This is a genomic window from Streptomyces vilmorinianum, from assembly GCF_005517195.1.
In the GTDB taxonomy this organism is placed as follows: Bacteria; Actinomycetota; Actinomycetes; order Streptomycetales; family Streptomycetaceae; genus Streptomyces; species Streptomyces vilmorinianum.
Genome location: NZ_CP040244.1, coordinates 169,308 through 192,206, shown reverse-complemented (window position 1 = coordinate 192,206; position 22,899 = coordinate 169,308). Strand labels below are relative to the sequence as shown.

General features: G+C 73.2%; 23 protein-coding genes, 2 pseudogenes and 1 riboswitch. Of the genes and pseudogenes, 12 read left to right on the top strand and 13 right to left on the bottom strand.

The features are described 5' to 3' along the window. Positions 1–192: 192 nt before the first annotated feature. Positions 193–777 (top strand): TetR/AcrR family transcriptional regulator, encoded by a 585-nt coding sequence (locus tag FDM97_RS00950; protein WP_137988371.1) that lies wholly within the window; start codon positions 193–195, stop codon positions 775–777. Positions 778–826: 49 nt separating this feature from the next. Here FDM97_RS00950 and FDM97_RS00945 read toward each other — a convergent pair whose 3' ends face one another. Genes FDM97_RS00945 through FDM97_RS00935 form a run of 3 tightly spaced genes read right to left on the bottom strand, consistent with a single transcriptional unit; the run spans position 827 to position 2,311 of the window. After that, positions 827–1,393, bottom strand: coding sequence for a GNAT family N-acetyltransferase (locus FDM97_RS00945; RefSeq protein ID WP_137988370.1), 567 nt, complete (start codon positions 1,391–1,393; stop codon positions 827–829). 14 nt (positions 1,394–1,407) lie between these two features. After that, positions 1,408–1,977 (bottom strand): helix-turn-helix domain-containing protein, encoded by a 570-nt coding sequence (locus FDM97_RS00940; RefSeq protein WP_137988369.1) that lies wholly within the window; start codon positions 1,975–1,977, stop codon positions 1,408–1,410. Between the two features lie 34 nt (positions 1,978–2,011). Further along, positions 2,012–2,311: a hypothetical protein gene (locus tag FDM97_RS00935; RefSeq protein WP_137988368.1), complete on the bottom strand. Its 300-nt coding sequence runs from the start codon at positions 2,309–2,311 to the stop codon at positions 2,012–2,014. Between the two features lie 131 nt (positions 2,312–2,442). Here FDM97_RS00935 and FDM97_RS00930 point away from each other — a divergent pair, with 131 nt between their 5' ends. Continuing rightward, positions 2,443–3,183: a PP2C family protein-serine/threonine phosphatase gene (locus FDM97_RS00930; RefSeq protein ID WP_137994587.1), complete on the top strand. Its 741-nt coding sequence runs from the start codon at positions 2,443–2,445 to the stop codon at positions 3,181–3,183. A gap of 30 nt (positions 3,184–3,213) precedes the next feature. Here the strand turns inward: FDM97_RS00930 and FDM97_RS00925 are convergent, their stop codons facing one another. The 3 genes and pseudogenes from FDM97_RS00925 to FDM97_RS00915 all read right to left on the bottom strand — a co-directional run. After that, positions 3,214–4,581 carry a hypothetical protein gene (locus FDM97_RS00925; RefSeq protein ID WP_254705880.1) on the bottom strand — a complete coding sequence of 456 codons (1,368 nt, stop codon included), beginning with the start codon at positions 4,579–4,581 and terminating at the stop codon, positions 3,214–3,216. Next, positions 4,578–5,018 carry a hypothetical protein gene (locus FDM97_RS00920; protein WP_137994585.1) on the bottom strand — a complete coding sequence of 147 codons (441 nt, stop codon included), beginning with the start codon at positions 5,016–5,018 and terminating at the stop codon, positions 4,578–4,580. The genes FDM97_RS00925 and FDM97_RS00920 overlap by 4 nt, the downstream gene beginning before the upstream one ends. Before the next feature lie 91 nt (positions 5,019–5,109). Further along, a pseudogene (locus FDM97_RS00915) lies at positions 5,110–5,779 on the bottom strand (amino acid permease); the annotation flags it as partial. A gap of 160 nt (positions 5,780–5,939) precedes the next feature. Here FDM97_RS00915 and FDM97_RS00910 point away from each other — a divergent pair. Then, a pseudogene (locus tag FDM97_RS00910) lies at positions 5,940–6,558 on the top strand (NAD(P)-dependent oxidoreductase); the annotation flags it as partial. A 142-nt stretch (positions 6,559–6,700) separates the two neighbouring features. Here the strand turns inward: FDM97_RS00910 and FDM97_RS00900 are convergent. Both FDM97_RS00900 and FDM97_RS00895 read right to left on the bottom strand, forming a co-directional pair. Next, positions 6,701–7,507 carry a CbtA family protein gene (locus FDM97_RS00900; RefSeq protein ID WP_137988367.1) on the bottom strand — a complete coding sequence of 269 codons (807 nt, stop codon included), beginning with the start codon at positions 7,505–7,507 and terminating at the stop codon, positions 6,701–6,703. A gap of 14 nt (positions 7,508–7,521) precedes the next feature. Next, positions 7,522–7,752, bottom strand: a complete 231-nt coding sequence (locus FDM97_RS00895; RefSeq protein ID WP_137988366.1) for a CbtB domain-containing protein — start codon at positions 7,750–7,752, stop codon at positions 7,522–7,524. Positions 7,753–8,024: 272 nt separating this feature from the next. Between FDM97_RS00895 and FDM97_RS00890 the strand changes: the two genes are divergently transcribed. Continuing rightward, entirely contained in the window at positions 8,025–8,564 is a 540-nt protein-coding gene (locus tag FDM97_RS00890; RefSeq protein ID WP_254705879.1) for a histidine phosphatase family protein, read from the top strand. 81 nt (positions 8,565–8,645) lie between these two features. Here FDM97_RS00890 and FDM97_RS00885 read toward each other — a convergent pair whose 3' ends face one another. Beyond that, positions 8,646–9,008, bottom strand: a complete 363-nt coding sequence (locus tag FDM97_RS00885; RefSeq protein ID WP_137988364.1) for a GntR family transcriptional regulator — start codon at positions 9,006–9,008, stop codon at positions 8,646–8,648. A gap of 2 nt (positions 9,009–9,010) precedes the next feature. Further along, a complete protein-coding gene (locus FDM97_RS00880) occupies positions 9,011–9,970 on the bottom strand; it encodes a hypothetical protein (protein WP_254705448.1) in 960 nt (319 codons plus the stop codon). A gap of 119 nt (positions 9,971–10,089) precedes the next feature. On the opposite strand from FDM97_RS00880, the gene FDM97_RS00875 reads away from it, so the two are divergent. Next, positions 10,090–11,055, top strand: a complete 966-nt coding sequence (locus tag FDM97_RS00875) for a nucleoside hydrolase (RefSeq protein ID WP_137988363.1) — start codon at positions 10,090–10,092, stop codon at positions 11,053–11,055. Between the two features lie 131 nt (positions 11,056–11,186). Here the strand turns inward: FDM97_RS00875 and FDM97_RS00865 are convergent, their stop codons facing one another. After that, on the bottom strand, positions 11,187–11,630 hold the full coding sequence (locus FDM97_RS00865; RefSeq protein ID WP_254705447.1) for a MarR family winged helix-turn-helix transcriptional regulator: 444 nt from the start codon (positions 11,628–11,630) through the stop codon (positions 11,187–11,189). A gap of 92 nt (positions 11,631–11,722) precedes the next feature. On the opposite strand from FDM97_RS00865, the gene FDM97_RS00860 reads away from it, so the two are divergent. The 4 genes from FDM97_RS00860 to FDM97_RS36245 all read left to right on the top strand — a co-directional run bounded on the left by FDM97_RS00860 (position 11,723) and on the right by FDM97_RS36245 (position 13,709). After that, positions 11,723–12,070, top strand: coding sequence for a DoxX family protein (locus FDM97_RS00860; protein WP_137988361.1), 348 nt, complete (start codon positions 11,723–11,725; stop codon positions 12,068–12,070). A gap of 124 nt (positions 12,071–12,194) precedes the next feature. After that, the gene (locus tag FDM97_RS00855) at positions 12,195–13,121 is read left to right on the top strand and encodes an ATP-binding cassette domain-containing protein (protein ID WP_349775363.1); all 927 of its coding nucleotides are present in this window, start codon (positions 12,195–12,197) and stop codon (positions 13,119–13,121) included. 9 nt (positions 13,122–13,130) lie between these two features. Further along, the gene (locus FDM97_RS36250; protein ID WP_254705446.1) at positions 13,131–13,472 is read left to right on the top strand and encodes a suppressor of fused domain protein; all 342 of its coding nucleotides are present in this window, start codon (positions 13,131–13,133) and stop codon (positions 13,470–13,472) included. Positions 13,473–13,478: 6 nt separating this feature from the next. Continuing rightward, positions 13,479–13,709 (top strand): suppressor of fused domain protein, encoded by a 231-nt coding sequence (locus tag FDM97_RS36245; RefSeq protein ID WP_284440312.1) that lies wholly within the window; start codon positions 13,479–13,481, stop codon positions 13,707–13,709. 12 nt (positions 13,710–13,721) lie between these two features. Here the strand turns inward: FDM97_RS36245 and cobN are convergent, their stop codons facing one another. After that, positions 13,722–17,393, bottom strand: a complete 3,672-nt coding sequence (gene cobN / locus FDM97_RS00845) for a cobaltochelatase subunit CobN (RefSeq protein WP_137988359.1) — start codon at positions 17,391–17,393, stop codon at positions 13,722–13,724. Positions 17,394–17,432: 39 nt separating this feature from the next. Then, a riboswitch (cobalamin riboswitch) is annotated at positions 17,433–17,567 on the bottom strand. A 67-nt stretch (positions 17,568–17,634) separates the two neighbouring features. Between cobN and FDM97_RS00840 the strand changes: the two genes are divergently transcribed. From FDM97_RS00840 to FDM97_RS00830, 3 genes are read left to right on the top strand one after another with little or no spacing between them, the layout of a single operon-like run. Continuing rightward, positions 17,635–19,173, top strand: a complete 1,539-nt coding sequence (locus FDM97_RS00840) for a cobalamin biosynthesis protein CobG (protein WP_137988358.1) — start codon at positions 17,635–17,637, stop codon at positions 19,171–19,173. Further along, positions 19,170–19,829, top strand: coding sequence for a precorrin-8X methylmutase (locus FDM97_RS00835; RefSeq protein WP_254705444.1), 660 nt, complete (start codon positions 19,170–19,172; stop codon positions 19,827–19,829). Before FDM97_RS00840 ends, FDM97_RS00835 begins: the two co-directional genes overlap by 4 nt. Further along, complete coding sequence (locus FDM97_RS00830) at positions 19,826–21,310, top strand: precorrin-2 C(20)-methyltransferase (protein ID WP_137988357.1); 1,485 nt, start codon at positions 19,826–19,828, stop codon at positions 21,308–21,310. Before FDM97_RS00835 ends, FDM97_RS00830 begins: the two co-directional genes overlap by 4 nt. Here FDM97_RS00830 and FDM97_RS00825 read toward each other — a convergent pair. Next, positions 21,301–22,848, bottom strand: a complete 1,548-nt coding sequence (locus FDM97_RS00825) for a serine hydrolase (protein WP_137988356.1) — start codon at positions 22,846–22,848, stop codon at positions 21,301–21,303. The genes FDM97_RS00830 and FDM97_RS00825 overlap by 10 nt on opposite strands. Positions 22,849–22,899 lie beyond the last annotated feature (51 nt).

Here is a 22,899-nt window from a genome sequence, read left to right as displayed (position 1 = left end):
GGGGTCGCTCCTTGAAGGGGTCGGCGGATGACCGCGTCTCGATTAGTACATTAGTACCGTACAAGATAATGAAGGAGGGGGCAATACGGACATACACCACGCCGAAATCATCGCACTGCAGGCACCACCCCCAGAGGGCAGTTACAGTACCTTCGTACTAGATTGCTTGTGTCCTGGTGGGAGGGAGGCCTCGTGGCCGTCGACAAGCCCGTGCGGCGCCGCCGCGATCCGCAGCGTCGGATCGAGGAGATCGCCTCGGCGACCGAGAAGGTCATCGCGGAGCGGGGCATCGAGGGGCTGACCCACCGCGCGGTCGCCGAGGAAGCCGGTGTGCCGCTGGGGGCGACCACGTACCACTTCGCGTCCAAGGACGACCTCATCGCCGCCGCCCTCACGCGAGCCGTCGACCGCTACGCCGCCTACCTCGACGACTGGGTCGCCCAGCGCCCCGACCTCACCACCGACCAGCTCGTGGTCCTGCTCACCGACGTGTTGCTGGGCTGCTTCGGCCCGCAGCGCGATCAGCAGGTGATGGAGTTCGAGCTCTACGTCGCCGCACTGCGCCGCCCCGCCCTGCGCCCCCTCGCCGATCGGTACGTCGAGCTGAGCAGCCGGGCGCTGGCCCACTACACCGACGCCGTCACCGCCACCGCGGCGACGGCCCTGATGAACGGCCTCACCCTGCGCGGCCTCGCCGGCACCACACCCCCCGGACGCGCCGACATCGAGGCGCTCCTGGGGCGGGTCCTCACCCCCAACCCCGCACTGGCCCGCTAGCCGCCCACGGCGTAGTGGACCGGGAGCACCAAGGCCGGTCGGAGACCCGTCAGGCGAGTCGCTTGTAGAAGAAGGTGCAGTCCTTCAGGGCGCCCGAGGGGTTCGTGGCGTAGGACGGGACCGTGCCGAAGGGGGTCCAGCCGGTCGCGGTGTAGAGGTGGGCGGCCGGGCCCGCGGTCTCCGTGTCGAGCAGCAGGAGCGTGATGCCCGCCTCCCGGGCGGCCGCTTCGGCGGTGGCGAGGAGGCGGCGGGCCAGGCCCTGGCCGCGGGCCGTGCGGTGGACCATCAGTTTGACGATCTCGGCGCGGTGGCGGCCGTTGGGCTTCGGCTCCAGGGCCAGGCTCACCGTGCCGACGATGCCGTCGGGGGCCTCGGGGGCCTCGGCGACCCAGACCAGCAGGGAGCCGGCGTCGACCTCGGGGCGGCGGGTGGTCCACCAGGCGGCGGCGTCCTCGTGGTCGAAGGGCTGGAGGAAGCCCAGGGACGCGCCGCCCGCGACGGCGTCGGCGAGGACGTCGGCGAGGCCCTTCGTCGCGGCGCCGAATCCCGCGGGGGAGAGCTGTCGCACGGCGACGGTGGCGGTGGCGGTGGCGGTGACGGTGGCGGTGACGGACATATCGGCGTTCCTTGTCAGGGGAGGACGATCAGGACGGCGTAGCGCACGGGATCCGCGCCCAGGCAGCGGAATCGCGAGCGTTCCCAGAGCCGGAAGCGCAGACAGTCCCCCGCCGCCAGCTCGTGCGTGCGACCGCCCTCGGTCACCTCGAGACCGCCCTCCAGCACCCAGATGTGCTGCTCCATACCCGCGACCGGAGGACCGTCGTACGCGATGTCCGCCCCCGGGCGCAGCACGCCCTCGACGACCTCCCCCCGGAGCCCCGGATGCGGCGGAGACACCGAGCGCCGGGTGAAGCCCGCGGGCTCGTCGCGCCACACCGTCTGCCGGCCGGCGCGCACCACCGGCGGCGGCGCGGACTCCACCTCCGCGAGAAGGCGCGACATCGTCAGCCCGTACGCCGCGCACAGCTTGCCCAGCAGGACCGCGGTCGGGCTCAGCTCCTTGCGCTCCAGGCGGGACAGCGTCGACCGGCTCACGCCCGTACGGCGCGCCAGTTCGTCCAGCGACCAGCCGCGCTCCGTCCGCAGTTCCGCGAGACGGGCCGACAGGCGGGACTCCACCCACTCCCCATCGGTTCTCATATCCGGGAATGTATCTCAGATATGAGACGGAGATCTACGGGGCCAGGCGGGCGAACGCCACCTCGAAGCGCTCCACCGACACCACCCGCTGCCCCTCCCGCTGCGACGACTCGTCCCGGACCTCCGCGGCCCGGTCCTCGCTCGCGTTCATCGACGCCTCGTCCTCCCACAGCGTCAGCGACGTCGCCTTCCCCGTCGCCCGGTCGACGAGGTAGTACGCGCCCCGGAAGCCCGGAAGGGTCTCGACCAGCTTGACGATCGCCTCCGTCTTGGCGGTCAGGTCTCCCTCCGCCGGAACCGGCGACCCCTGGTAGGTGCTCAGCCTCGCGTACATCGACGGACGTCCTTTCCTCGGCGGACAGGCAGCTCAGCACCAGCGTGCGGCGGCGGGCCGCGCCCCGCATGCCGGGACGTCCGCGCGGGACAATGGAGGGTGGGTGGGGGACGAGGAGGCGGGACGCCGTGGTGCCGTACATAGCCGTGACCGCCCTGAGCCACGCCGGGCTGCTGCGCGAACGCAACGAGGACAGCCTCGTCGTCGGACCGTGGACGCTGTGCGGGACCGTGACCGAGAGCCCCCAGACGATGCTGTTCCCCCTCGACCGGCCCCTCCTGGTCGCCGTCGCCGACGGGCTCGGCGGGCAGCCCGCCGGCGAGGTGGCCAGTGCCCTGGTCGTCAGCCGGCTCGCCGCGCTCGGCCCCTCACTCGACGGTACGGAGACGGTCGGCGAGGCGCTCGACCTGTGCAACCGCGCGGTGTACGCGGCCGCCGACGGCCGTCCGGAGCTGGCCACCATGGGGACCACGGTCGCCGGCACCCTCGTCCTCCAGGAGTCGCTGCTGTCGTTCAACGTCGGTGACAGCAAGGTGTTCCACGCCGCACAGGAGGGGCTGCGGCAGGTCAGCGTGGACGACAGCCCGCCGCCCGCGCCCGGGCATCGCACCACGTCGGCCGTCACCCAGACGCTCGGCGGCAGCCACGCGTACAACGCCGTCACCCCGCACGTCGCCGCGTTCCCGCTGGCGCGGGGCGACCGCTACCTGGTGTGCAGCGACGGGCTGACCGACCCCGTGCCCGACGAGGAGATCGAGGATCTGCTGCGGGTGCACGACGACGGCAAGGCGGCCTTCGAACTCTGGAAGGCCGCCATCGAGGCCGGCGGGCCCGACAACATCACCCTCGCCCTCGTCCGTATCGGCGAGTGATCACGCGGCGAGTGACCACGCGGCGAGTGATCAGGTCTTCTCCGGCACCTTCTCCTGAGTCTTCTCCGGAGCCTTCTCCTCCGCCAGGAACTCCATCACCGCCAGCGCGAACAGCAGCGCCAGCGCCAGACCAAGCACCACCCAGCCCGTGGGATAGCTCCAGAGGACGTACGTCAGGACGGCCGCCCCCACCAGGATCCACGTGATCCACACCCGGTAGCGGGCGACGAACGGGCCCACCGGGCCGGTGCGCAGGCCCACGCGGTCGGCCGTGGTGCGGGTGGCGGAGATGCCCGAGTGCCACATCTGGCGGGTCACCGTGGCCCACCGGCCCGGCCCGGAGAGCCAGGCCGCGAGGGCGAGCACCACCCCGAGGACGATGACCATGCGGATCGTCGTCCGCAGGAGGCGGATCAGGGCGTCGTAGACGGAGCTCGCCGCGGCCTGGGAGACGGTGTCCGGGAGGGCGTTGAGGTAGACCGTACGGAACACGGTCAGGACGATGCCCAGGACCAGGGCCGCGACGGCGAAGCCGAGGGCCGCGGCGATCAGGGAGCGGCGCCGGTGCCGGGAGAGCAGGACCCCGCCCACCGCGAGCAGGACGGCCAGGACCGGCAGCCAGAAGCCCATCAGCTGCAGGAGCCGGAACCCGGTCTTCACCTTGCCGATGTCGTCGGCCTTGAGGACCGTGAAGTCCGTGTGCACCTCGGGGATCTTGGAGGCGACCGAGAGTCCGGATTCGACCAGCCGCTGCTTGACCCGTTCGATGACGGGAGCGAGGTCGAGCGTCACCGTGTCGTTCTTGATCTCCACCGCGCCGTCGCCGCTGCCGGTCAGGGCGCGGACGAGCGCGGTGTGGATCGCGCGGTTGGCGTCGGTCCAGACCGTCTCGAACGCGTCGGAGGCCACGACCTCCTGCGCCTTGTCGTTGACGAAGCTGCGGACCGCGCCCTCCAGGGAGTCCCCGAGCCGGCCCAGGGCCTTTTCCAGGAGGGGCCGCTGGTCGGGGGCCACGCCCTCCAGGAGGGCCTTGAGGTCGATGTGTTCCATGACCGCGTCGGTGACCCGGCCCGCGACGGCGGCCTGCACGTCCGGGTCCGAGGCGAGCGGGGCGACCGTGGCGACGTAACGGTCGGTGTCGCCGACCTCGTCGGCCGTCCAGGCGGCGAGGATGCCCAGCGGGGCGAGGACGCAGCCGAGGACGATCAGCAGCGCGGCGAGGAAGGACCGCATCCGGTGCCGGGGCGCGCGCGGCCGTTTCGTCGCCGCCTCGGCCTCCAGGGCGGCGATCCTGGCTCGGAGCGCCTCCAGCTCACCGGAGTCGGGGGTCCCCGGAGTGCCCGGGGTGCCGGGGGTATTGGGGGTGTCAGGGGTGTCGGGGGTGTCTGGCGTACTCATCGGCGTACCGTCTCGTCCGTCTTGAGGTCGTCGACGTCCTCGTCGAACTCGTCGACCTTGTCGGGGCAGTACACCTGGAGCACGATGCGCTCGGCGGCGACCGCCTTGCTGTCGGCGATGACGGGCCGTGAACCGGGTCCCGATGCGCCGTTGGAGAGCTGGTGGATGCGGTAGAGCGCCTGTTTCAGGGCGCTGCCGGGCTGTTCGCAGACGGGGCCTCCGTCCATGCCGAGCAGCCGCTCGGTGATCTCCACGTCGGGTGCCGGGTAGCCGGCCCGCACCAGCTCCTCGTGGAGCCGGTTGGCCTTCTCGGCGGTCTCGGCGTTCCGTTTGACGGCGCTGTACCGGATCAGCCCGGTGACCACGAGACCGACCAGGACGACGATCGCGCCGATGTGGATCCACCGGTGTTCGGCGGCGAAGCGGGTGGGGCTCATGACGGGCCTCCCGGGGGCGTGGCTCCCGTGGGCGCGGCAGCGGCGGCGGCCGTACGCCGGCTGGCTTGCGGAACTTCAGGAACAGCCAGGGAATCAGCAGGCCCAGGATCACCAGGCCGCCGCCGATGAGCAGGACGTACGACCAGACGCTGTCCATGGGCGCAGCCGAGGGGTTGCCCTGGCCGAGGAAGACCATGCCGAGGACGACGAGGACGGTGCCGGGGACGAGCGTGCCGATGATCAGGCCCCAACTGGAGAGCCCCGCCAGGGTTTTCGTACCGCGCGAGGAGACCCAGACGCCGGTCCGGTACAGGACCATGATGACGACGGCGGTGTAGACGCCGTTGGCGGCGAGGGCCGGGTCGATGACGTACGCGATAGTGGAGGCGACGAACGCCAGCAGGCTCGGGTAGTAGAAGATCGTCATCGCGAACTGGCACCAGACCGCGAGGAAGCCGAGCGGCTTGGACAGTCCCTCGGAGACCCAGCGGTAGACGCCGCCGCTCCAGCCGGAGGCGAGTTCGGCGGAGACCAGGGCGGTCGGCAGCAGGAACACGATCGCCGGGACGAGGTAGAGGAAGACGCAGGCCAGACCCGTAGACCGCCATGGTGGGGGCGGCGCGCAGGCTCGCCACGGACGCCGTGGTCATCAGCGCCAGCGTCACCCACGTCATCGTGGGTGTGGGCACGGCCGGCCTGCGGGTCGCGGTCGGCTGGGCCACCTGCCGGGGCACGTCGGCGGGCAGGTCCATGGAACTCATACGTCTCCGCTCTCTCTGCCGAACTGCTGCTTCAGATCGTGACGAATCAGCCCAATTCTGTGTTCGGGCGGTGCGTTTGTCGCTCCGGGTTCATCCGAGTTCGTCCGATCACCCGACTGCCGCAGCCCCGAGAGGCAGGACCGTGCCCCCTGTCGTACGATCGGCGGCCGGGGACTGCGAGATCGTGGTCGTCATGCGGGAGCGGACGCCGCTGGACGCCGAGCTGCTGAAGCGGCTGCCACGGCTGCGGCTGATCGTCACGTCCGGGATGCGCAACGCCTCCGTCGACACGGCCGCCGCGGCCGGGCTCGGGATCACCGTCTGCGGCACCGCCGGCAGCTCCGAGCCGCCCGCCGAACTCACCTGGGCGCTCCTCCTCGGCCTGGCCCGGCACGTGCGGACTCGTCGGTCTCGGCAAGATCGGCGGCCGGGTCGCGCGGGTCGGTCTCGCCTTCGGCATGGACGTCCTGGCCTGGAGCCCGAACCTGACGGAGGAGCGGGCCGCCGAGCACGGGGTCGTCCGCGCCGCGGGGAAGCGGGAGTTGATGGAGCGCGCCGACTTCGTCTCGCTGCACAAGGTGCTGTCCGAGCGCACCCGGGGCATGATCGGCGCCGGCGAACTGCGGGCGCTGCGGGAGGGGTGGATCGCGGGGGCGGGTCTCGACGTCTTCGACACCGAACCTGGCGCCGACGACCTTCCTACGCCCGCTACTTCGGACAGGCGGTCGAGGACATCGAGGCGTTCCTGGCGGGGGGCACCCGTGCGCGAGCTCGGCTGAGGCGAGGCGAGGCGAGGCGAGGCGAGGCGGGGCGGGGCGGGGCGGGGCGAGGCGGGGCGAGGCGAGGCGAGGCGGGGCGGGGCGATGCGAAAGGCTCCGTACTCCCTGCGCGCCCAGGGGGTACGGAGCCGGTGGCGGTCTCTCAGACGGCCGTGGCCGCGGTGGTGGCGGTGGCCGGTGCGGCCGCTGCCTCGCCGGGTGCCAGGAGCCGCTGCGCCAGGACGCCGAAGACGATCCCGAAGGCCGCCCACAGCACCGCCTGGATGCCCAGCGTCGCGAGCCTGAAGTCCCACAGCACGGCGGCGGGGAAGCCCGCCTGCACCGCGTCCTCGTTCCCGGGCAGGAACGCGCACGCGACCGCGACGGCGGCGACGAAGGCACCGCCCGCGACCAGGGTCGCGTTCCAGTTGCCCAGGCGCGGGGCGAGGCGCCGGCCCAGGACGACCGCGGCGATGCCGAGCAGCACGCTCAGCAGGATCATCAGGAAGAAGAGCGTGGTGCGCTTCCCGATGGTGTCCGGGTTGCCGACGGCCGGCGGGGTCGCCGGGTACTTCAGGAACGGCACCAGGTAGACGGTCGTGAAGGCCGCGGCCGCGGTGAGCGCGGCGGTGGCCTTCGGGGTGAAGCGGCCCACCCGTCCGAGGACGAAGCAGAACGCGAGAGACGCGATGCCGCCGAGGGCGACGCCGTAGACGAGGACCCCGGTGGCCAGGCCGGCCGTGGACTGGACGTCCCGGCTGACGAGTTCCTCCTCGGCCTCGGCTTCGGCGGCGTGGCCGGCGTGCGCAGCCTCGTGCGCGGCGGCGGCCTCCTCGACGGCGATCGAGGCGTCGACGGACGGTTCACCGGCGACGTACGCGACGGCGAAGGCGAACAGTCCGGCGATCAGACCCGCGAGCATGCCGCGGACCAGCAGTTTTCTTACGGTGGAGCCGGTAGCGGCGTACATGGTGGTGCCGCCCCTCAGTGGCAGGGGAAGCCGAGCAGATGACGTCCGTCGTGCACCCACTCGTGCACGTCGCTGCCCGCGAAGACGGACAGGGCACCCTGCTCGGCGCCGACGAAGTACAGCGCGACGAGCGCCAGGATGCCGACGAAGAACGCCCAGGGCAGCACGGCGCCGACCGGCAGGGAAGCCGGAAGGGCGACGGAAGGGGTGGATGGAGCGGCGGGCGGGGCGATGGCCTCGGCCATGGTGGTACCTCCTCGGGAACTCGCGTCCCATACGGTGGTGCGCGACGACGCGGGCGGGTCTGACTCACCGGTTCCCGTGGTGGGGCCGGTTCACAGTGGCGCGACCGTGCCGGAGTTGCACCGGACTTCCGTCTCGCCGTCGTCGATTTGTTGAAATGTCGCGGAGACCGTACCGCGCCCGGCCGACCTGGCCAAGAGCGCACGAACGCCTGAGGGATGTATCACCGGTGACCTCGCCCACGACCGTACGTCTGTCCTTGATCTCCCCCGCCATGAACGCGGCGCTGCGCGAGGCCCGGTTCGACGACGACGGTCCGGTGGAGGCGGTGGAGGCGGCGCCCTGGCTGGGGGGTTCGGGGGTACGGGTCCACAGCTCGCCCTCCGGCCGTTGCCGCGCGACGGCCGAGGCCCTGGGGCTCGCGGCCGTACCGCTCGACGCGCTCGCGGGCTGCGCGATGGGGCGCTGGCGGGGGCGGCGCCTGGACGAACTCGCCGCGCAGGAGGGCGCCTCGGTCGCCGCCTGGCTCTCCGACCCGGAGGCCGTGCCGCACGGCGGTGAGTCCCTGCGGGCGCTGCGCGAGCGCGTGGGCGTGTGGCTGGACGGCCTGACGCCCGGCCGGATCGTGGCCGTCGTCGAACCGGACGTCCTGCGCGCGGCCGTCGTCCACGCCCTGGGGGCGGGCGACCAGACCTTCTGGCGCCTCGACGTGCGCCCCCTGGCCTCGGTCGCGCTGAGTGGCCGGTCGGGGAGGTGGAACGTACGGCTGGGCGAGCCGCTCACGCCGCCCACCGGCGCATCGGACGGCGCGTGAGACGCGACGGGGGCGTGAGGTGGGTGACGGGGGCGTGAGGTGGGGGACGGGGGCGTGAGGTGGGGGACGGGGGGCGCGCGCTCACGTCGCCGACAGACTCGTCCTCACCAGGGTCAGGACCTCGTCCTCCGTCATGCCCAACTCCCGCGCCTCCGCCACGACTTCACGCACCCGCTCGACCAGGCGCGCCCGGTCCGGGACGGCCGCGGCCGGGACGATGACCGCGCCGCGGCCGCGGCGGAGTTCGATCAGGCCCTCCTCGCGCAGGCGCTGGTAGCCGCGCAGGACCGTGTGGACGTTGACGCCCAGGGAGTCGGCGAGCTCGCGGGCGGCCGGGAGGCGTTCGCCCGGGGCGGCCGAGCCGTCGGCGAGGGCGCCGCGCACGCAGGCGGCGATCTGGTCGCCGAGGGGGACGGCGGAGGCGGGATCGACCCGGAAGAGCATGCTCAGAGCCTCCCACGCCGCTCGACGAGCGCGTTCAACAGGGCCGATGCGGTCGCCGCGTCGGGCACGGTGACGGCGACCTCCCGGCCGCCGTCCCGCCGTACGACCAGCGCCTCGCCCGAGCGCAGCACGACGCCGGTGCGGTGGGCCCGGACGCGGTAGCCCCAGCCGCCGTACTCCGCGAGCGCGTCGATCTCCCGGGCGCTCGCCCCCTCGACCCCGTCGAGCGGCACGGTGAGGCGCGGCCAGGGGGAGAGCGCGGGGCGGACGGTCAGCCCGCGCCGGTCGACGGTGACGCGGATCCGCGCGGAGACCAGGAGGAGCAGTCCGAGGAGGGCCGGGCCGGGAGCGAACAGCCACTGGCCTTCGTACGCCAGGATCAGCACCCCCGCCCAGGAGCCCACGCCCAGGACCGTCAGCGCCCGCGAGCCGACGGTCCGCGACCAGCTCGCGACCTCGCTCGCGCCGAGCGGCAGCCGTACGTCCTCCGGCGACAGCACGCCGGCCCGCGCCGGAACCTCCTTCGGTACGAGACGCGTCAGCGCACGCCCGAGGAGGACCGCACCCTGCGCGACCGCCGCCGCAAGGACGATGTTCAGCATCGACGAAGCGACCTGCCTCGCGTCGGCCGCGTCGACGTTGTCCTGCACGAGAAGGACGAGCAGCGCACCGACGAAGCCCGCTGTGCCCCACGCGCCCCAGAGCACGCTCCGGCGTATGAGGAAGGCCCAGCCGGCCCCCAGCGCGAGAAGCAGTCCCGAGCTGACGAGGAGAAAGGCCGTCAGGCCGGTCCAGCCGTCGGCGCGACCCTCGAAGCCGGGAGAGAAGTGCGTGGCCATCGGGTCCGGCAGCCGATCGCTCCGGACGCCGAGCAGGGTCAGATGGAGAGCGAGCGCGAGCAGGAACGGCAGCGCGGCCAGGGCGCGGAGGCGAGGCGGGACGCGGTTCACGGAAACCCCCAAGCGTGTAAGTTGTTAGCACTCTACTAGAACAATGCGTGCAGAGTTCAAGAGGCGCGGACGGGGGACCCACGACGGCGGGGACACATGACGGGGGCGCGGGCGTGTGGGACGGTGGACGTATGCCGGTACCCGTGATCCTCGACTGCGATCCCGGTCACGACGACGCCTTCAACATCCTGCTGGCCGCCGCCCATCCGGCCGTGGACCTGCTGGCCATCACCACCGTGGCGGGGAACCAGTCCCTGGAGAAGACGACCCTCAACGCCCGCCGGGTGTGTGCCGTCGCCGGGATCCGCGACGTGCCGATCGCGGCCGGCCGGGACCGGCCGCTGCACGGCGCGGCGCTCGACGCCGAGAACATCCACGGCGGCTCCGGGCTCGACGGGCCCGGCTTCGGCGAGGGGGAACCGGACGTTCCGCAGGACCCGCGCGACGCCCTCACCCTGATCCGGGACACTCTGCTGCGCCACCCCGCGCCGGTGACGCTCGTCCCGACCGGGCCGCTGACCAACATCGCGACCCTGCTGCTCGCACATCCGGAGCTGATGCACCGGATCGAGCGGATCGTGCTGATGGGCGGGTCGACCGGGCGCGGGAACACCACCCCGGCCGCGGAGTTCAACATCCTCTGCGACCCGGAGGCGGCGGACATCGTCTTCACCAGCGGGCTGCCGGTCACCATGTTCGGGCTCAACGCCACGCACCAGGTCCGGGCCACGCCCGACGTCATCACCCGGATCGCGGCGCTCGGCACCCCGCTCGCCAAGCTCTGCATCGAGCTGCTGACCTACTTCGCCGCCACCTACCGCGAGGTCTACGGCTTCGACGCACCGCCGCTGCACGACCCGTTGACGGTGGCGCATCTGATCGACCCGTCGCTGATCAGCCTGGTACGGGCGGCGGTGGCGATCGAGCTGACGGGGACGTACACCCGGGGTGCGACGCTCGTCGACCTGGACGGCGTGACCGGCCTCCCCGCCAACGCGGACGTGGGGATGGAGGTCGACGTCCCGGGGTTCTGGGACCTGATCGTGGAGGCGGTACGGGTCCTGGGCGAGCGGGCCCGGAGCGAGGTCCAGGCCTAGCCCGTCCAGGCCCAGCCCGCCCAGGCCCAGCCCGTCCAGGCCCAGCCCGCCCAGGCCTAGCCCGTCCAGGCCCAGCCCGCCCAGGCCCAGCCCGCCCAGGCCCAGCCCGCCCAGGCCTGGCCCACGGGCCGCTAGTCGCCGGAGCAGTCGTGGTCGCTCGCGTCCACGCTCACCCGGTCCAGCAGGCTGCGCAGCACGGCCTGTTCGGCCTCCGACAGATCGGCGAAGAGCTCGCGCTCCGCCGCGCTCACCGCCTCGTCGACGCGCTCGAGCGCGCTCGCGCCGGCTTCCGTGATCTCCACGATGTGCCGGCGGCGGTCGGCCGGGTCCCGGCGTCGCTCCGCGAGCCCCTCGCTCTCCAACTCATTGAGGATCGCGACGAGTTGACTCGGGTCGACCTCCATCACGGCGGCCAGCTCGCGCTGACTCATCGATCCGGGGGCGAGCCGCATCAGCGTCATCGCCTGCCGCGGATGCAGCCCGGCGACACCGAGGGCGGCGCGGATGCGCGCGCCGGTGAGCTCGCCGCGGAAGGAGAGGAGAAAGCCGAGGCCGTCGGCCGGTGAAGCTGCCATACCACTCACCGTAACAGCGGCTCCATTGTGGAACCAGGTCAATCGTTGATACCGTTCAATGATTCGTGCCCACATATCGTTGGAGCGTCACCATGTTCATCGCCTACGCCGTCGTCGCCACCCTCCTCGCCCTCGCGATCTCCGCCTCCGCCTTCCTGACCTTCACGCGCAACCCCCAGGTCATCGAGAACATGACGAAGCTCGGCGTCCCCGACTCCTGGCTCCCCTGGCTCGGCACCGCGAAGGCGGCGGGTGCGACAGGCCTGCTCGTGGGACTGGTCGTGGCGCCGCTCGGCATCGCCGCGGCGATCGGGGTGGCGCTCTACTTCGTCGGAGCGGTGATCACGCACGTCCGGGCGAAGGACTACGAGATGGCGCCGGCGGTGGTCCTGACGCTGATCGCGGTGGCCGCCGCCGTACTGCGGGTCGCGTCCGCGTGATCCGCGCGAGGTGACGAGACGCAGCGTCTTGCGCAATGGACCGGGAGGGCTTACCGTCGCCAATGCCACGAGACGTCTCGTCTCGTGTCGCGGCCATCGACGTAAAGGACGTCACCCTTGTTCCGTGTCCGCGGTCCTGGAGGTGAACTCCGAACTGCGGACGGTACGGCGGTACGGCAACGGCTACGCGGGCTACCTGACCGGCCGGGCCGCCGAACGGGCGCGGTGGGAGCGGGAGTACGAGGAGTGGCGCGGCGAGATCGCCCACGGCTCGGCCCTCGCCGACACGAACATCGACCGCTTCTCCGCCATCCCGCGCAAAGCCCCGGCCTCGTTCAGCGGGGCGGGCGCCTTCCGGGCCCGGTCACGGGCGCACGGCGCGATGAGCAGGATCCGGGCGGCGCGGGAGCGGCTCCAGCGGCTCACCGAGAACCCGGTGGCGCCCCCGGCCCCGCTGCGCTTCCGAGGGCGCGTCGAGGGCACGGGAGCAGCGGTCGCCGTGACCGAAGTACGAGTGCGGGGCAGGCTGCGCCTGGACTCCCTGCGCGTGGCCCCCGGCGAGCGCCTCCTGATCACCGGCCCGAACGGCGCCGGAAAGAGCACGCTGTTGAGGCTCCTCGCCGGCGAACTGGCCCCGGACGTCGGCACGGTGACGTCCCCGCCCCGCACGGGCCTCCTCCGCCAGGACACGGCCCCGCCCGACGACCCCCGCACGGTGGCCGAAGCCTTCGGCGAGGACCGCGAGGACGAGCTGCTCGCGCTCGGCCTCTTCGCCCCGGCCGACCTGGCCACCCCCGTACGGGACCTGTCGACGGGCCGGCGCCGCAGACTGGAACTCGCCCACCTGCTCACCTGCCCCACCGACCTCCTCCTCCTCGACGAGCCCACCAACCACCTGGCCCCCGGCCTGATGGAAGACCTGGAAGCCGCCCTCGCCACCTACCCCGGCACGCTGGTGATCGTCACCCACGACCGCCGCATCCGCGAGAACTTCCGGGGCCGGCGCGTGGACCTCGCCCCGTGTGCGGTCCCGGTCGCCGGCGCGGCATAGCATCCGCTCATGCTCCAGGCACCGGACGCCCTCGTCACCGCCCTCGACGCGCACGTCCGGCGGTTCTTCGCCGGGCACGCCGTGCGTCCCGTCGACCACGCGCTGCGTGACGGAAGCCGGGGCCGAAGCCCCGGCTTCCGCGTACTCGAGGCGCCCCCCGAACAGCCCGGGGACTGCTGGACGTACGTCACCATCGGATGCTCCCCGGGGGAGCACCCCCGACTGGAGTTCCTGATGACGGCGCCCGTCTCCGACCCGCGCTTCGCCGACCTGCTCGCCATGGCGGTCGCCTACCACCGGGACCCGGCGGACTACCCGCTGGACCTCGGCCACAGCCTGCCGATTGGCTAGCCCTGGCTGCCCGGCTCGGCGTGCACCCATCTGCTCGTCAGCCTGCCGTACCTGCACGGCCCCGACCTGGAGCACTGCCCGCTGCCCGGCGGCGGACACGCCCGCTTCCTGTGGCTGCTCCCGGTGACGGACTCCGAGATCGCCTACCGCCGCGCGCACGGGACGGAGGCGCTGGAGCGGCTCTTCGACGAGGCGGGTGTCAACCCCGTCGATCCGCGCCGCGCCCCCGTCGCGTAACCCGCGGCCGGGTCAGCCCTCGGCGCCGTCCTCCAGGTCGCCCTCGGTCTCCAGGAAGACCTGGCGCAGGGCCGCCAGGGTCTGCGGGTCCGGCTTCTCCCACATGCCGCGGGACTCGGCCTCAAGGAGACGCTCCGCGATGCCGTGCAGGGCCCAGGGGTTGGCCTCCTTCAGGAAGGCCTGGTTCTCCGGGTCCAGGACGTACGTCTCCGTGAGCTTGTCGTACATCCAGTCGGCGACCACACCCGTCGTCGCGTCGTAACCGAAGAGGTAGTCGACCGTCGCCGCCAGCTCGAACGCGCCCTTGTAGCCGTGGCGGCGCATCGCCTCGATCCACTTCGGGTTGACCACCCGGGCGCGGAAGACCCTCGACGTCTCCTCGACCAGGGTCCGGGTGCGGACCGTCTCGGGGCGGGTCGAGTCGCCGATGTACGCCTCCGGGGCCGTGCCCGTGAGCGCGCGGACGGTCGCCACCATGCCGCCGTGGTACTGGAAGTAGTCGTCGGAGTCGGCGATGTCGTGCTCGCGCGTGTCCGTGTTCTTCGCGGCGACGGCGATCCGCTTGTACGCCGTCTCCATCTCCGAACGCGCCGGGCGGCCTTCCAGACCGCGGCCGTACGCGTAGCCGCCCCACACCGTGTACACCTCGGCGAGGTCCGCGTCCGTGCGCCAGTCGCGCGAGTCGATCAGCTGCAGGATGCCCGCGCCGTACGTGCCCGGCCGCGAGCCGAAGATACGGGTGGTGGCCCGCCGCTCGTCGCCGTGCTCGGCCAGGTCGGCCTGCGCGTGCGCCCGTACGTAGTTCTCCGCGGCCGGCTCGTCCAGGGACGCGGCGAGCCGTACGGCGTCGTCGAGGAGCCCGATGACGTGCGGGAACGCGTCCCGGAAGAAGCCCGAGATGCGCAGCGTGACGTCGATGCGCGGACGGCCCAGCTCCTCCAGGGAGATCGGCTCCAGGCCGTTCACGCGACGCGAGGCGTCGTCCCAGGTGGGGCGGATGCCAAGGAGGGCCAGCGCCTCTGCCACGTCGTCGCCCGCCGTGCGCATCGCGCTCGTGCCCCACAGGGACAGACCGACGGAGGTCGGCCACTCGCCGTTGTCGGAGCGGTAGCGCTCCAGGAGGGAGTCGGCGAGCGCCTGGCCGGTCTCCCACGCGAGGCGGGAGGGAACGGCCTTGGGGTCGACGGAGTAGAAGTTCCGGCCGGTCGGCAGCACGTTGACCAGACCGCGCAGCGGCGAGCCCGACGGGCCGGCCGGGACGAAGCCGCCGTCCAACGCGTGCACGGCGTGGGTGAGTTCGTCGGTGGTGGCGGCGAGCCGGGGCACGACCTGCTCGCAGGCGAAACGCAGGACGGCCGCGACGTCGTCCGCCCGCGCGTCGGCGGCCGCGGGCACGCCGTCGGCGCCGGGCGCCGGGGCCAGGCCCCGCGCCACGACGGCCGGAACCGCCGCCGCGTCCCAGCCGGCCGCCTCCATCGCCTCGACCAGCGCCCGCGCCGTCGCCTCCGCCTCGTCGGCGGTGGCCCGGGTCGCGGCCGACTCGTCCAGGCCCAGCGCCTCGCGCAGACCCGGCAGCGCCTGCGTGCCGCCCCAGATCTGCCGGGCGCGCAGGATGGAGAGGACCAGGTTCACCCGGGCCTCGCCGGTCGGCGCGCCGCCCAGCACATGCAGACCGTCTCTGATCTGCGCGTCCTTGACCTCGCAGAGCCAGCCGTCGACGTGCAGCAGGAAGTCGTCGAAGCCGTCGTCCTCGGGGCGGTCCTCCAGACCCAGGTCGTGGTCGAGCTTCGCGGCCTGGATCAGCGTCCAGATCTGCGCGCGGATCGCGGGCAGCTTGGACGGGTCCATCGAGGAGATCTGCGCGTACTCGTCGAGCAGCTGCTCCAGGCGCGCGATGTCGCCGTAGGAGTCGGCGCGCGCCATCGGCGGCACCAGGTGGTCGACGAGGGTCGCGTGCACGCGCCGCTTGGCCTGCGTGCCCTCGCCCGGGTCGTTGACGAGGAACGGGTAGATCAGCGGGATGTCGCCGAGCGCCGCGTCCGGGCCGCACGCGGCGGACAAGCCCGCGTTCTTGCCCGGCAGCCACTCCAGGTTGCCGTGCTTGCCGAGGTGGACCATGGCGTCCGCCCCGAAACCGCCGTCCTCGGCGCGCGCCGCGATCCAGCGGTAGGCAGCCAGGTAGTGGTGGGAGGGCGGGAGATCGGGGTCGTGGTAGATCGCGATCGGGTTCTCGCCGAAGCCGCGCGGCGGCTGGATGAGGATCAGCAGGTTCCCGCGGCGCAGGGCGGCGAGGACGATATCGCCTTCCGGGTCGCCTTCGGCGGTACGGGACCGGTCCAGGAACATCTCGCCGGGCGCCGGACCCCAGTGCTCCTCGACCTGCTCACGGAGCTCCTGCGGCAGGGTCGCGTACCAGCGCTTGTAGTCGGCGGCCGGGATACGGACCGGGTTGCGGGCGAGCTGCTCCTCGGTGAGCCATTCCTGGTCGTGGCCGCCTGCCTCGATCAGGGCGTAGATCAGCTCGTCGCCGTCGCCGGAGACCAGGCCGGGGATCTCGTCCTCGGGCCCGAAGTCGTACCCCTCCTCGCGGAGGCGGCGCAGCAGCGCGACGGCGGAGGCGGGGGTGTCGAGACCGACCGCGTTGCCGATACGGGAGTGCTTGGTCGGGTACGCGGAGAGGACGAGCGCCAGCTTCTTCTCGGCGTTCGGGATGTGCCGCAGGCGGGCGTGGCGGACGGCGATCCCGGCGACGCGGGCGGCGCGCTCGGTGTCGGCGACGTACGCCGGGAGGCCGTCCTCGTCGATCTCCTTGAAGGAGAACGGGACGGTGATGAGCCGGCCGTCGAACTCGGGGACGGCGACCTGGCTGGCGGCGTCCAGCGGGGAGAGACCCTCGTCGTTCTCCTCCCAGGCGGAGCGCGAGCCGGTGAGGCAGAGCGCCTGCAGGATCGGTACGTCGAGGGCCGCGAGCGCGCCCGCGTCCCAGGCCTCCTCATCGCCGCCGGCCTGCGCCTCGGCGGGCTTGGTGCCGCCGGCGGCGAGGACGGTGGTGACGATCGCGTCGGCGGACCGCAGGGTGTCGAGGAGCTCCGGCTCGGGGGCGCGCAGGGAGGCGACGTAGAGCGGCAGGGCCTGGGCGCCGGCGTCCTCGATCGCCTCGCAGAGCGAGCCGATGAAGGCGGTGTTCCCGCTCATGTGGTGGGCGCGGTAGTAGAGCACGGCGACGGTCGGGCCGTCGGTCCGCCTCGACTCGCGCTCCAGCGGGCCCCAGGTCGGCGCGGCGGCCGGGGCCTCGAAGCCGTGGCCGGTGAGCAGCACGGTGTCGGAGAGGAACCGCGCCAGCTGCTCCAGGTTGTCCGGGCCGCCGTGCGCGAGGTAGGCGTGGGCCTCGGTGGCGACGCCGACGGGGACCGTGGAGGTCTCCATGAGCTGGGCGTCCGGGGCCTGTTCCCCGGAGAGCACGACCAGCGGCCGGCCCGCGGCGCGCAGCGCGTCCAGGCCCTCCTCCCAGGACCGCAAGCCCCCGAGGAGGCGTACGAGAACGAGGTCGGCGCCGTCGAGAAGGCCGGGCAGCTCGTCGAGCGTGAGGCGGGAGGGGTTGGCGAACCGGTACTCGACCGGGCCGCCGGCCGCGCGGGCGCTGAGCAGGTCGGTGTCGGAGTGCGACAGCAACAGAATTCGCATGCGAGCGCAGGCCTTCCTCGGGGTTGTCCGCGCCCCGGGTGGTCGTGTGGACGGCGGGAGTTCCTGACTCACCCACCCCGTCTCCGGGCCGGGCTCACAGTGGCGGGACCGCGCCGGAATCTCACCGGGCTTCCTCCCCGGGGTCCTGGGACCCCATGCCGATCTGCATAGTAGAGCGTGGCCCCGGCGGGCCGGGGGGTTGGCCGGATCACACCCGGTGGCCGCCCGGATCCACGTGGGTATGCTCGCCGCCATGCCGCCCACCCCACCCACAACGCCCAACCGGGGCGAACCTCTCATAAGGGACCGTGGCGACGCCTGCCCCGGGGCGCTGCGCCTGCACCCCGCCGACGACGGCCGCCTGGCCCGACTGCGCCTGCCCGCAGGCCTGCTGACGGCTCATCAGGCCGAGGTCCTGGCCGCCGCGGCCGAGGCCCTCGGCGACGGACAGGTCAGTGTCACCTCCCGGGGAAACGTGGAGCTGCGCGGCCTCGGCGAGGGCTGCGGGGCGGAACTGGCGCGACTTCTCGCGGAAGCCGGCCTGCTGCCCTCCACGACCCATGAGCGGGTCCGGAACGTGGTGGCCTCGCCGACGGCGGGCCTGGACGGACTCGGCTTCGGCGACGTGCAGTTGTGGGCCCGCGAACTGGACGCGCTGCTGTGCGCGGAGGACTGGACGGCATCCCTTTCCGGCCGTTTCCTGTTCGTTCTGGACGACGGCCGGGGGGACGTGGCGCAGCTCGGCGGAGATGTGACCTTGATCGCAGCGGGGGCCTGTGCGGCCGGCGGCGACGGTACGGACGGGGCCCAGACCCCGGACGGACCGGACGGACCGGACGGACCAGGCGCCTCGGGCGCGGCGGGGGCCTGTGAGGCCGGCGGCAAGGGTTCGGACGGGGTCCGGACGCCGGACGGGCCGGATATCGGCGCGACAGCGACAAGCAGGCCGGGAGGCCGCGAAGCGAGCGAGCCCGCGCCGGGCGCGGCAGGGCCGGCGCGGCCGGATCGGGTCGCCTCGCCGGGCGCCCCGGGCACCGGCGCGTACCTCCGCGTGGGCGCCCAGGTCTTCCGGATCGCCGCCGCCGACGCCCCCCGCGCCGCGCTCGCCGCCGCCTCCGCCTTCCTCGCCGCCGCGCGGGACGCCGGGAACGGTGCCTGGCGGGTACGGGAGCTGCCCGAGGGACACGAGCCGGACCTGGCGGGGGCCCTCGCCCGGGCCGGGATCGCGGCGGAGCCCGTACCGGGGGCGGAAGTCCCGCACGGAGGACCCCCGGCACCCGGGCCCCTCGGCACCACCGCCCTCCATGTCCTCGCGCCCCTCGGCCGCCTCACCGCCGCCCAGCTGCGCGCCCTGCTCCCCGCCGACGAGGTACGGCTCACGCCCTGGCGCGGCGCGGTCGTCGTCGGGACCTCGGTCGGCGTCGGGACGGCCGGGGACCGGCTGGCCGAGCTGGAGTCGTACGGTCTGATCACCCGCCCCGACTCCCCCTGGGCCGGCGTCAGCGCCTGCACCGGACGCCCCGGCTGTGCCAAGTCCCTCGCCGACGTCCGCACGGACGCGAGCCCCGGCCCGGCGCCCGGACTCCCCGTCCACTTCTCGGGGTGCGAGCGGCGCTGCGGTCACCCGCACGGCACCTGGGTCGACGTCCTCGCCACCGCCGACGACACCTACCTGGTGAACGGCGCGCCCACCTCCCGTACAGACCTCCACGACGCGGTCGCAACGGCCCGCACCACCGCCCGCACCACCGCCCGCACGACCGCCCGCACAACGAGATGAGCGAGAACGACACGATGTTCGACTACGAGAAGGACGGGGCGGAGATCTACCGCCAGTCCTTTGCCACGATCCGTGCCGAGGCGGATCTGGCGGGCCTGCCCGCCGACGTCGCCCAGGTCGCGGTCCGCATGATCCACGCCTGCGGCATGACCGACCTCGTACGCGACATCGCCTACTCGCCCCTGGTCGTCTCCCGCGCACGCGCCGCGCTGCGCGCCGGTGCGCCGATCCTGTGCGACGCGCAGATGGTCGCGAGCGGCGTCACCCGCAAGCGGCTGCCGGCCGACAACGACGTGGTCTGCACGCTCTCCGACCCCTCCGTGCCCGCGCTCGCCGCCGAACTCGGCACCACCCGCAGCGCCGCCGCCCTCGAACTGTGGCGCGACCGCCTCGAAGGCTCCGTCGTCGCCATCGGCAACGCCCCCACCGCCCTGTTCCGCCTCCTGGAGATGATCGAGAAGGGCGCCGGACGCCCGGCGGCCGTCCTCGGCATCCCGGTCGGCTTCATCGGCGCCGCCGAGTCCAAGGACGCGCTGGCGGACCGGGGACAGGAGCTGGACCTCGACTACCTCGTCGTACGGGGCCGGCGCGGCGGCAGCGCGATGACCGCCGCCGCGATCAACGCCATGGCGACCGAAGCGGAGATCCAGGCATGAGCGGGAAGCTGTACGGCGTCGGCCTCGGGCCCGGCGACCCGAACCTGATGACGGTCGCGGCCGTGAAGGCCATCGAGTCGGCCGACGTCGTCGCGTACCACTCGGCCCGCCACGGCCGTTCCATCGCGCGCTCCATCGCGGCGGAGCACATCCGCGAGGACCACATCGAGGAGCGGCTGATGTACCCGCTCACGGTGGAGACCACGGACCACCCCGGCGGCTACCGGGGCGCGCTCGACGACTTCTACGAGGAGGCCTCGGCCCGCCTCGCCGCCCACCTGGACGCGGGCCGCACGGTCGCCGTGCTCGCCGAGGGCGACCCGCTCTTCTACGGCTCGTACCAGCACATGCACAAGCGGCTCGCGCACCGCTACGACACCACCGTCATCCCCGGTGTCACCTCCGTCAGCGCGGCCGCCGCCCGGCTCGGCGAGCCGCTGTGCGAGGCGGAGGAGGTTCTGACGATCATCCCCGGCACGCTGCCGGAGGACGAGCTGACGGCCCGTCTCGCGGGCACCGACTCGGCGGTCGTGATGAAGCTGGGCCGGACGTTCCCGACGGTTCGGCGCGCCCTGGAGCGGGCGGGCCGCCTGGAGGACGCGCGGTACGTGGAGCGGGCGTTCATGGCGGGCGAGCGGACGGAGACCCTGTCCGAGGTGGACGCGGAGACCGTCCCGTACTTCTCGGTGGCCGTGCTGCCCTCCCGTATCGACGCCGTCCCTCCCGTACGGGAGACGGGCGAGGTCGTCGTCGTCGGCACCGGCCCGGCCGGGGCGCCCTGGCTGACACCGGAGTCGCGCGGCGCGCTGGTCAACGCCGACGACCTGGTCGGCTACACCACGTACCTCGACCGGGTCCCGGTGCTGCGCCCCGGCCAGCGCCGGCACGGCTCGGACAACAAGGTCGAGTCCGAGCGCGCCGAGTTCGCCCTCGACCTGGCGCGGCGCGGCCGGCGGGTCGCGGTCGTCTCGGGCGGCGACCCGGGCGTCTTCGCCATGGCGACGGCGGTCCTGGAGGTGGCGAGCGAGCCCGCGTACGCGGACGTGCCCGTACGGGTCCTGCCGGGCGTGACGGCCGCGAACGCGGCGGCGGCCGCGGCGGGCGCCCCGCTCGGCCACGACTACGCCACGATCTCCCTCTCCGACCGGCTCAAGCCCTGGGACGTCATCGCGGGCCGGCTGCGCGCGGCGACGGAGGCGGACCTGGTCCTCGCGCTCTACAACCCGGGGTCGAAGTCCCGTACGCACCAGGTGGCGGCGGCCCGCGACCTGCTGCTCGAACTGCGCGCGCCCGAGACCCCGGTGGTCGTGGCGCGGGACGTCGGCGGCCCGGAGCAGTCGGTGCGGGTGGTGACCCTGAAGACGCTGGAGCCCTCCGAGGTCGACATGCGCACGCTGCTGCTCATCGGCTCGTCCCAGACCCGCGCGGTCGAACGGGGCGACGGCCGCACGATCACGTGGACGCCGCGCCGCTACGGCTGACCGGTCCGGGTGAAGGTGCCGAGACCGTTGGCGTCCAGGTACTCGACGCGGACGGTCTTCCCGTCCGGGGAGAAGGTGACCCCGGTGAGCCCGACGGCGTTCTCGCCGCGCGTGGGGAAGCTGAACGTGTCGCCGTCGTAGTGCGTCAGCGGGTACGACTGGGGCTCCGGCCCCAGTCGCAGGACGAGCCGGCCGTTCTCCTCGCTCACCGTCAGCTTCCCGTAGTAGGCGTTGGCGTACGTGCCGGTGTACGCGTCGTCGGCCCGCGCGGGCTCGGCGTCGGCCGGCGGGTGGGCGTAGTCGGTCGGGGACCGGAGGGCGTCCTCCTGCTGCTGGAACGCGGCGTCGGCGAGCGGCAGCCAGTCCCGGCTCGGCTTCCCGTCCTGCGCGATGTCGAGGAAGTCGAGGGCGACGGCGTCCGCCACGCCCGCGGGGGCGCCGTTGGTGAGGACGACGATGCCGAGCTGCTCGCCCGGCAGCATCGTGACGTTGGTGTGCGCGCCGAGGGCGAACGCGCCGGTGTGCGAGAGGCGGAGCCGGCCCTCGTCGTCGTAACTCACGTTCCAGCCGAGGCCGTAGAAGCCGGTCCGGGCGGCCGGGGCACGGGGCGGGCCGGAGACGACCTCGGGCCAGTGGGTGCGCTCCAGGGCCTCGGCGTCGACGATCTGCCGGCCGTCGAGCTTGCCGTTCGCGAGCTGGAGGCGCAGCCAGGCGGCCATGTCGCGGGCGGAGGAGCTGACACCACCCGCGGGTGACTGGGCGTCGGGATCCCGGACGTACTGCGGCTCCCAGGTCCCGTCGCCGGTCCGCACATGGCCGACGGCCCGGTCGGGGTTGTCGACGTAGTCCGCGAAGCGGGAACTGGTGTCGTCCATCCCGGCCGGCTTGTACAGGGTATCGGCGGCCAGTTTCTCCCAGGCCACGCCCTTCTCACGGGCGACGGCCTCGGCGGCGGCGGTGAGACCGAAGTTGGTGTACGCGTAACTGGCCCGGAAGGGTGCCAGGGGCTCGTACCGCAGGTGGGAGAGGATGTACGCCTGGTCGTAGCCGAGGTCTTCGAGGAGGTCCCCGGCGTGGTCGGGGAGGCCGCTGCGATGCGAGAACAGGTCGGCGACGGTGGCGTGGGAGGTCACCCACGGGTCCTTGAGCCGGAATTCGGGCAGGTGGGGGGAGACGGGCTTCTCCCAGCCGTCGACGCCCACGGCGCCGGCGACGACGGTGGAGGCGACCGGCTTGGACAGTGACGCGAGCTGGAAGACGGTGTCGGCGTCGACGGCCGCCTTCTCGCCTGCCTTCCGCAGGCCATAGCCCTTGAGGCGCAGCACCTCGTCCTCGTACACGACGGCGACGGAGACGCCCGGAACCCCGGTGCGCTTCATGGCCTGTTGGACGACGCCGTCGAGCGCGTCCACAGCACGGTCCACATCGGCACGGTCGAGCTGCGCGGGCGGCTGGGGCGGGGGCGGGGAGGGCCCGGGGGCGGTGGCGCCCAGGAGCGCCGCCACTCCGGCCGCGGCAAGCCATCGAACGGTACCCACCCCTCCATATAACGCCCTGGGGCGGTGTCTGTCGCGCGGAGGGCGAGGGTA

Coding starts and splice junctions, on each gene's coding strand:
- FDM97_RS00945 (WP_137988370.1), bottom strand. CDS start 1,393: ATGTCCGTCACCGCCACCGTCACCGCCACCGCCACCGCCACCGTCGCC.
- FDM97_RS00940 (WP_137988369.1), bottom strand. CDS start 1,977: ATGAGAACCGATGGGGAGTGGGTGGAGTCCCGCCTGTCGGCCCGTCTC.
- FDM97_RS00935 (WP_137988368.1), bottom strand. CDS start 2,311: ATGTACGCGAGGCTGAGCACCTACCAGGGGTCGCCGGTTCCGGCGGAG.
- FDM97_RS00925 (WP_254705880.1), bottom strand. CDS start 4,581: ATGAGTACGCCAGACACCCCCGACACCCCTGACACCCCCAATACCCCC.
- FDM97_RS00920 (WP_137994585.1), bottom strand. CDS start 5,018: ATGAGCCCCACCCGCTTCGCCGCCGAACACCGGTGGATCCACATCGGC.
- FDM97_RS00900 (WP_137988367.1), bottom strand. CDS start 7,507: ATGTACGCCGCTACCGGCTCCACCGTAAGAAAACTGCTGGTCCGCGGC.
- FDM97_RS00895 (WP_137988366.1), bottom strand. CDS start 7,752: ATGGCCGAGGCCATCGCCCCGCCCGCCGCTCCATCCACCCCTTCCGTC.
- FDM97_RS00890 (WP_254705879.1), top strand. CDS start 8,025: ATGAACGCGGCGCTGCGCGAGGCCCGGTTCGACGACGACGGTCCGGTG.
- FDM97_RS00885 (WP_137988364.1), bottom strand. CDS start 9,008: ATGCTCTTCCGGGTCGATCCCGCCTCCGCCGTCCCCCTCGGCGACCAG.
- FDM97_RS00875 (WP_137988363.1), top strand. CDS start 10,090: ATGCCGGTACCCGTGATCCTCGACTGCGATCCCGGTCACGACGACGCC.
- FDM97_RS00865 (WP_254705447.1), bottom strand. CDS start 11,630: ATGGCAGCTTCACCGGCCGACGGCCTCGGCTTTCTCCTCTCCTTCCGC.
- FDM97_RS00860 (WP_137988361.1), top strand. CDS start 11,723: ATGTTCATCGCCTACGCCGTCGTCGCCACCCTCCTCGCCCTCGCGATC.
- FDM97_RS36250 (WP_254705446.1), top strand. CDS start 13,131: ATGCTCCAGGCACCGGACGCCCTCGTCACCGCCCTCGACGCGCACGTC.
- cobN (WP_137988359.1), bottom strand. CDS start 17,393: ATGCGAATTCTGTTGCTGTCGCACTCCGACACCGACCTGCTCAGCGCC.
- FDM97_RS00840 (WP_137988358.1), top strand. CDS start 17,635: ATGCTCGCCGCCATGCCGCCCACCCCACCCACAACGCCCAACCGGGGC.
- FDM97_RS00835 (WP_254705444.1), top strand. CDS start 19,170: ATGAGCGAGAACGACACGATGTTCGACTACGAGAAGGACGGGGCGGAG.
- FDM97_RS00830 (WP_137988357.1), top strand. CDS start 19,826: ATGAGCGGGAAGCTGTACGGCGTCGGCCTCGGGCCCGGCGACCCGAAC.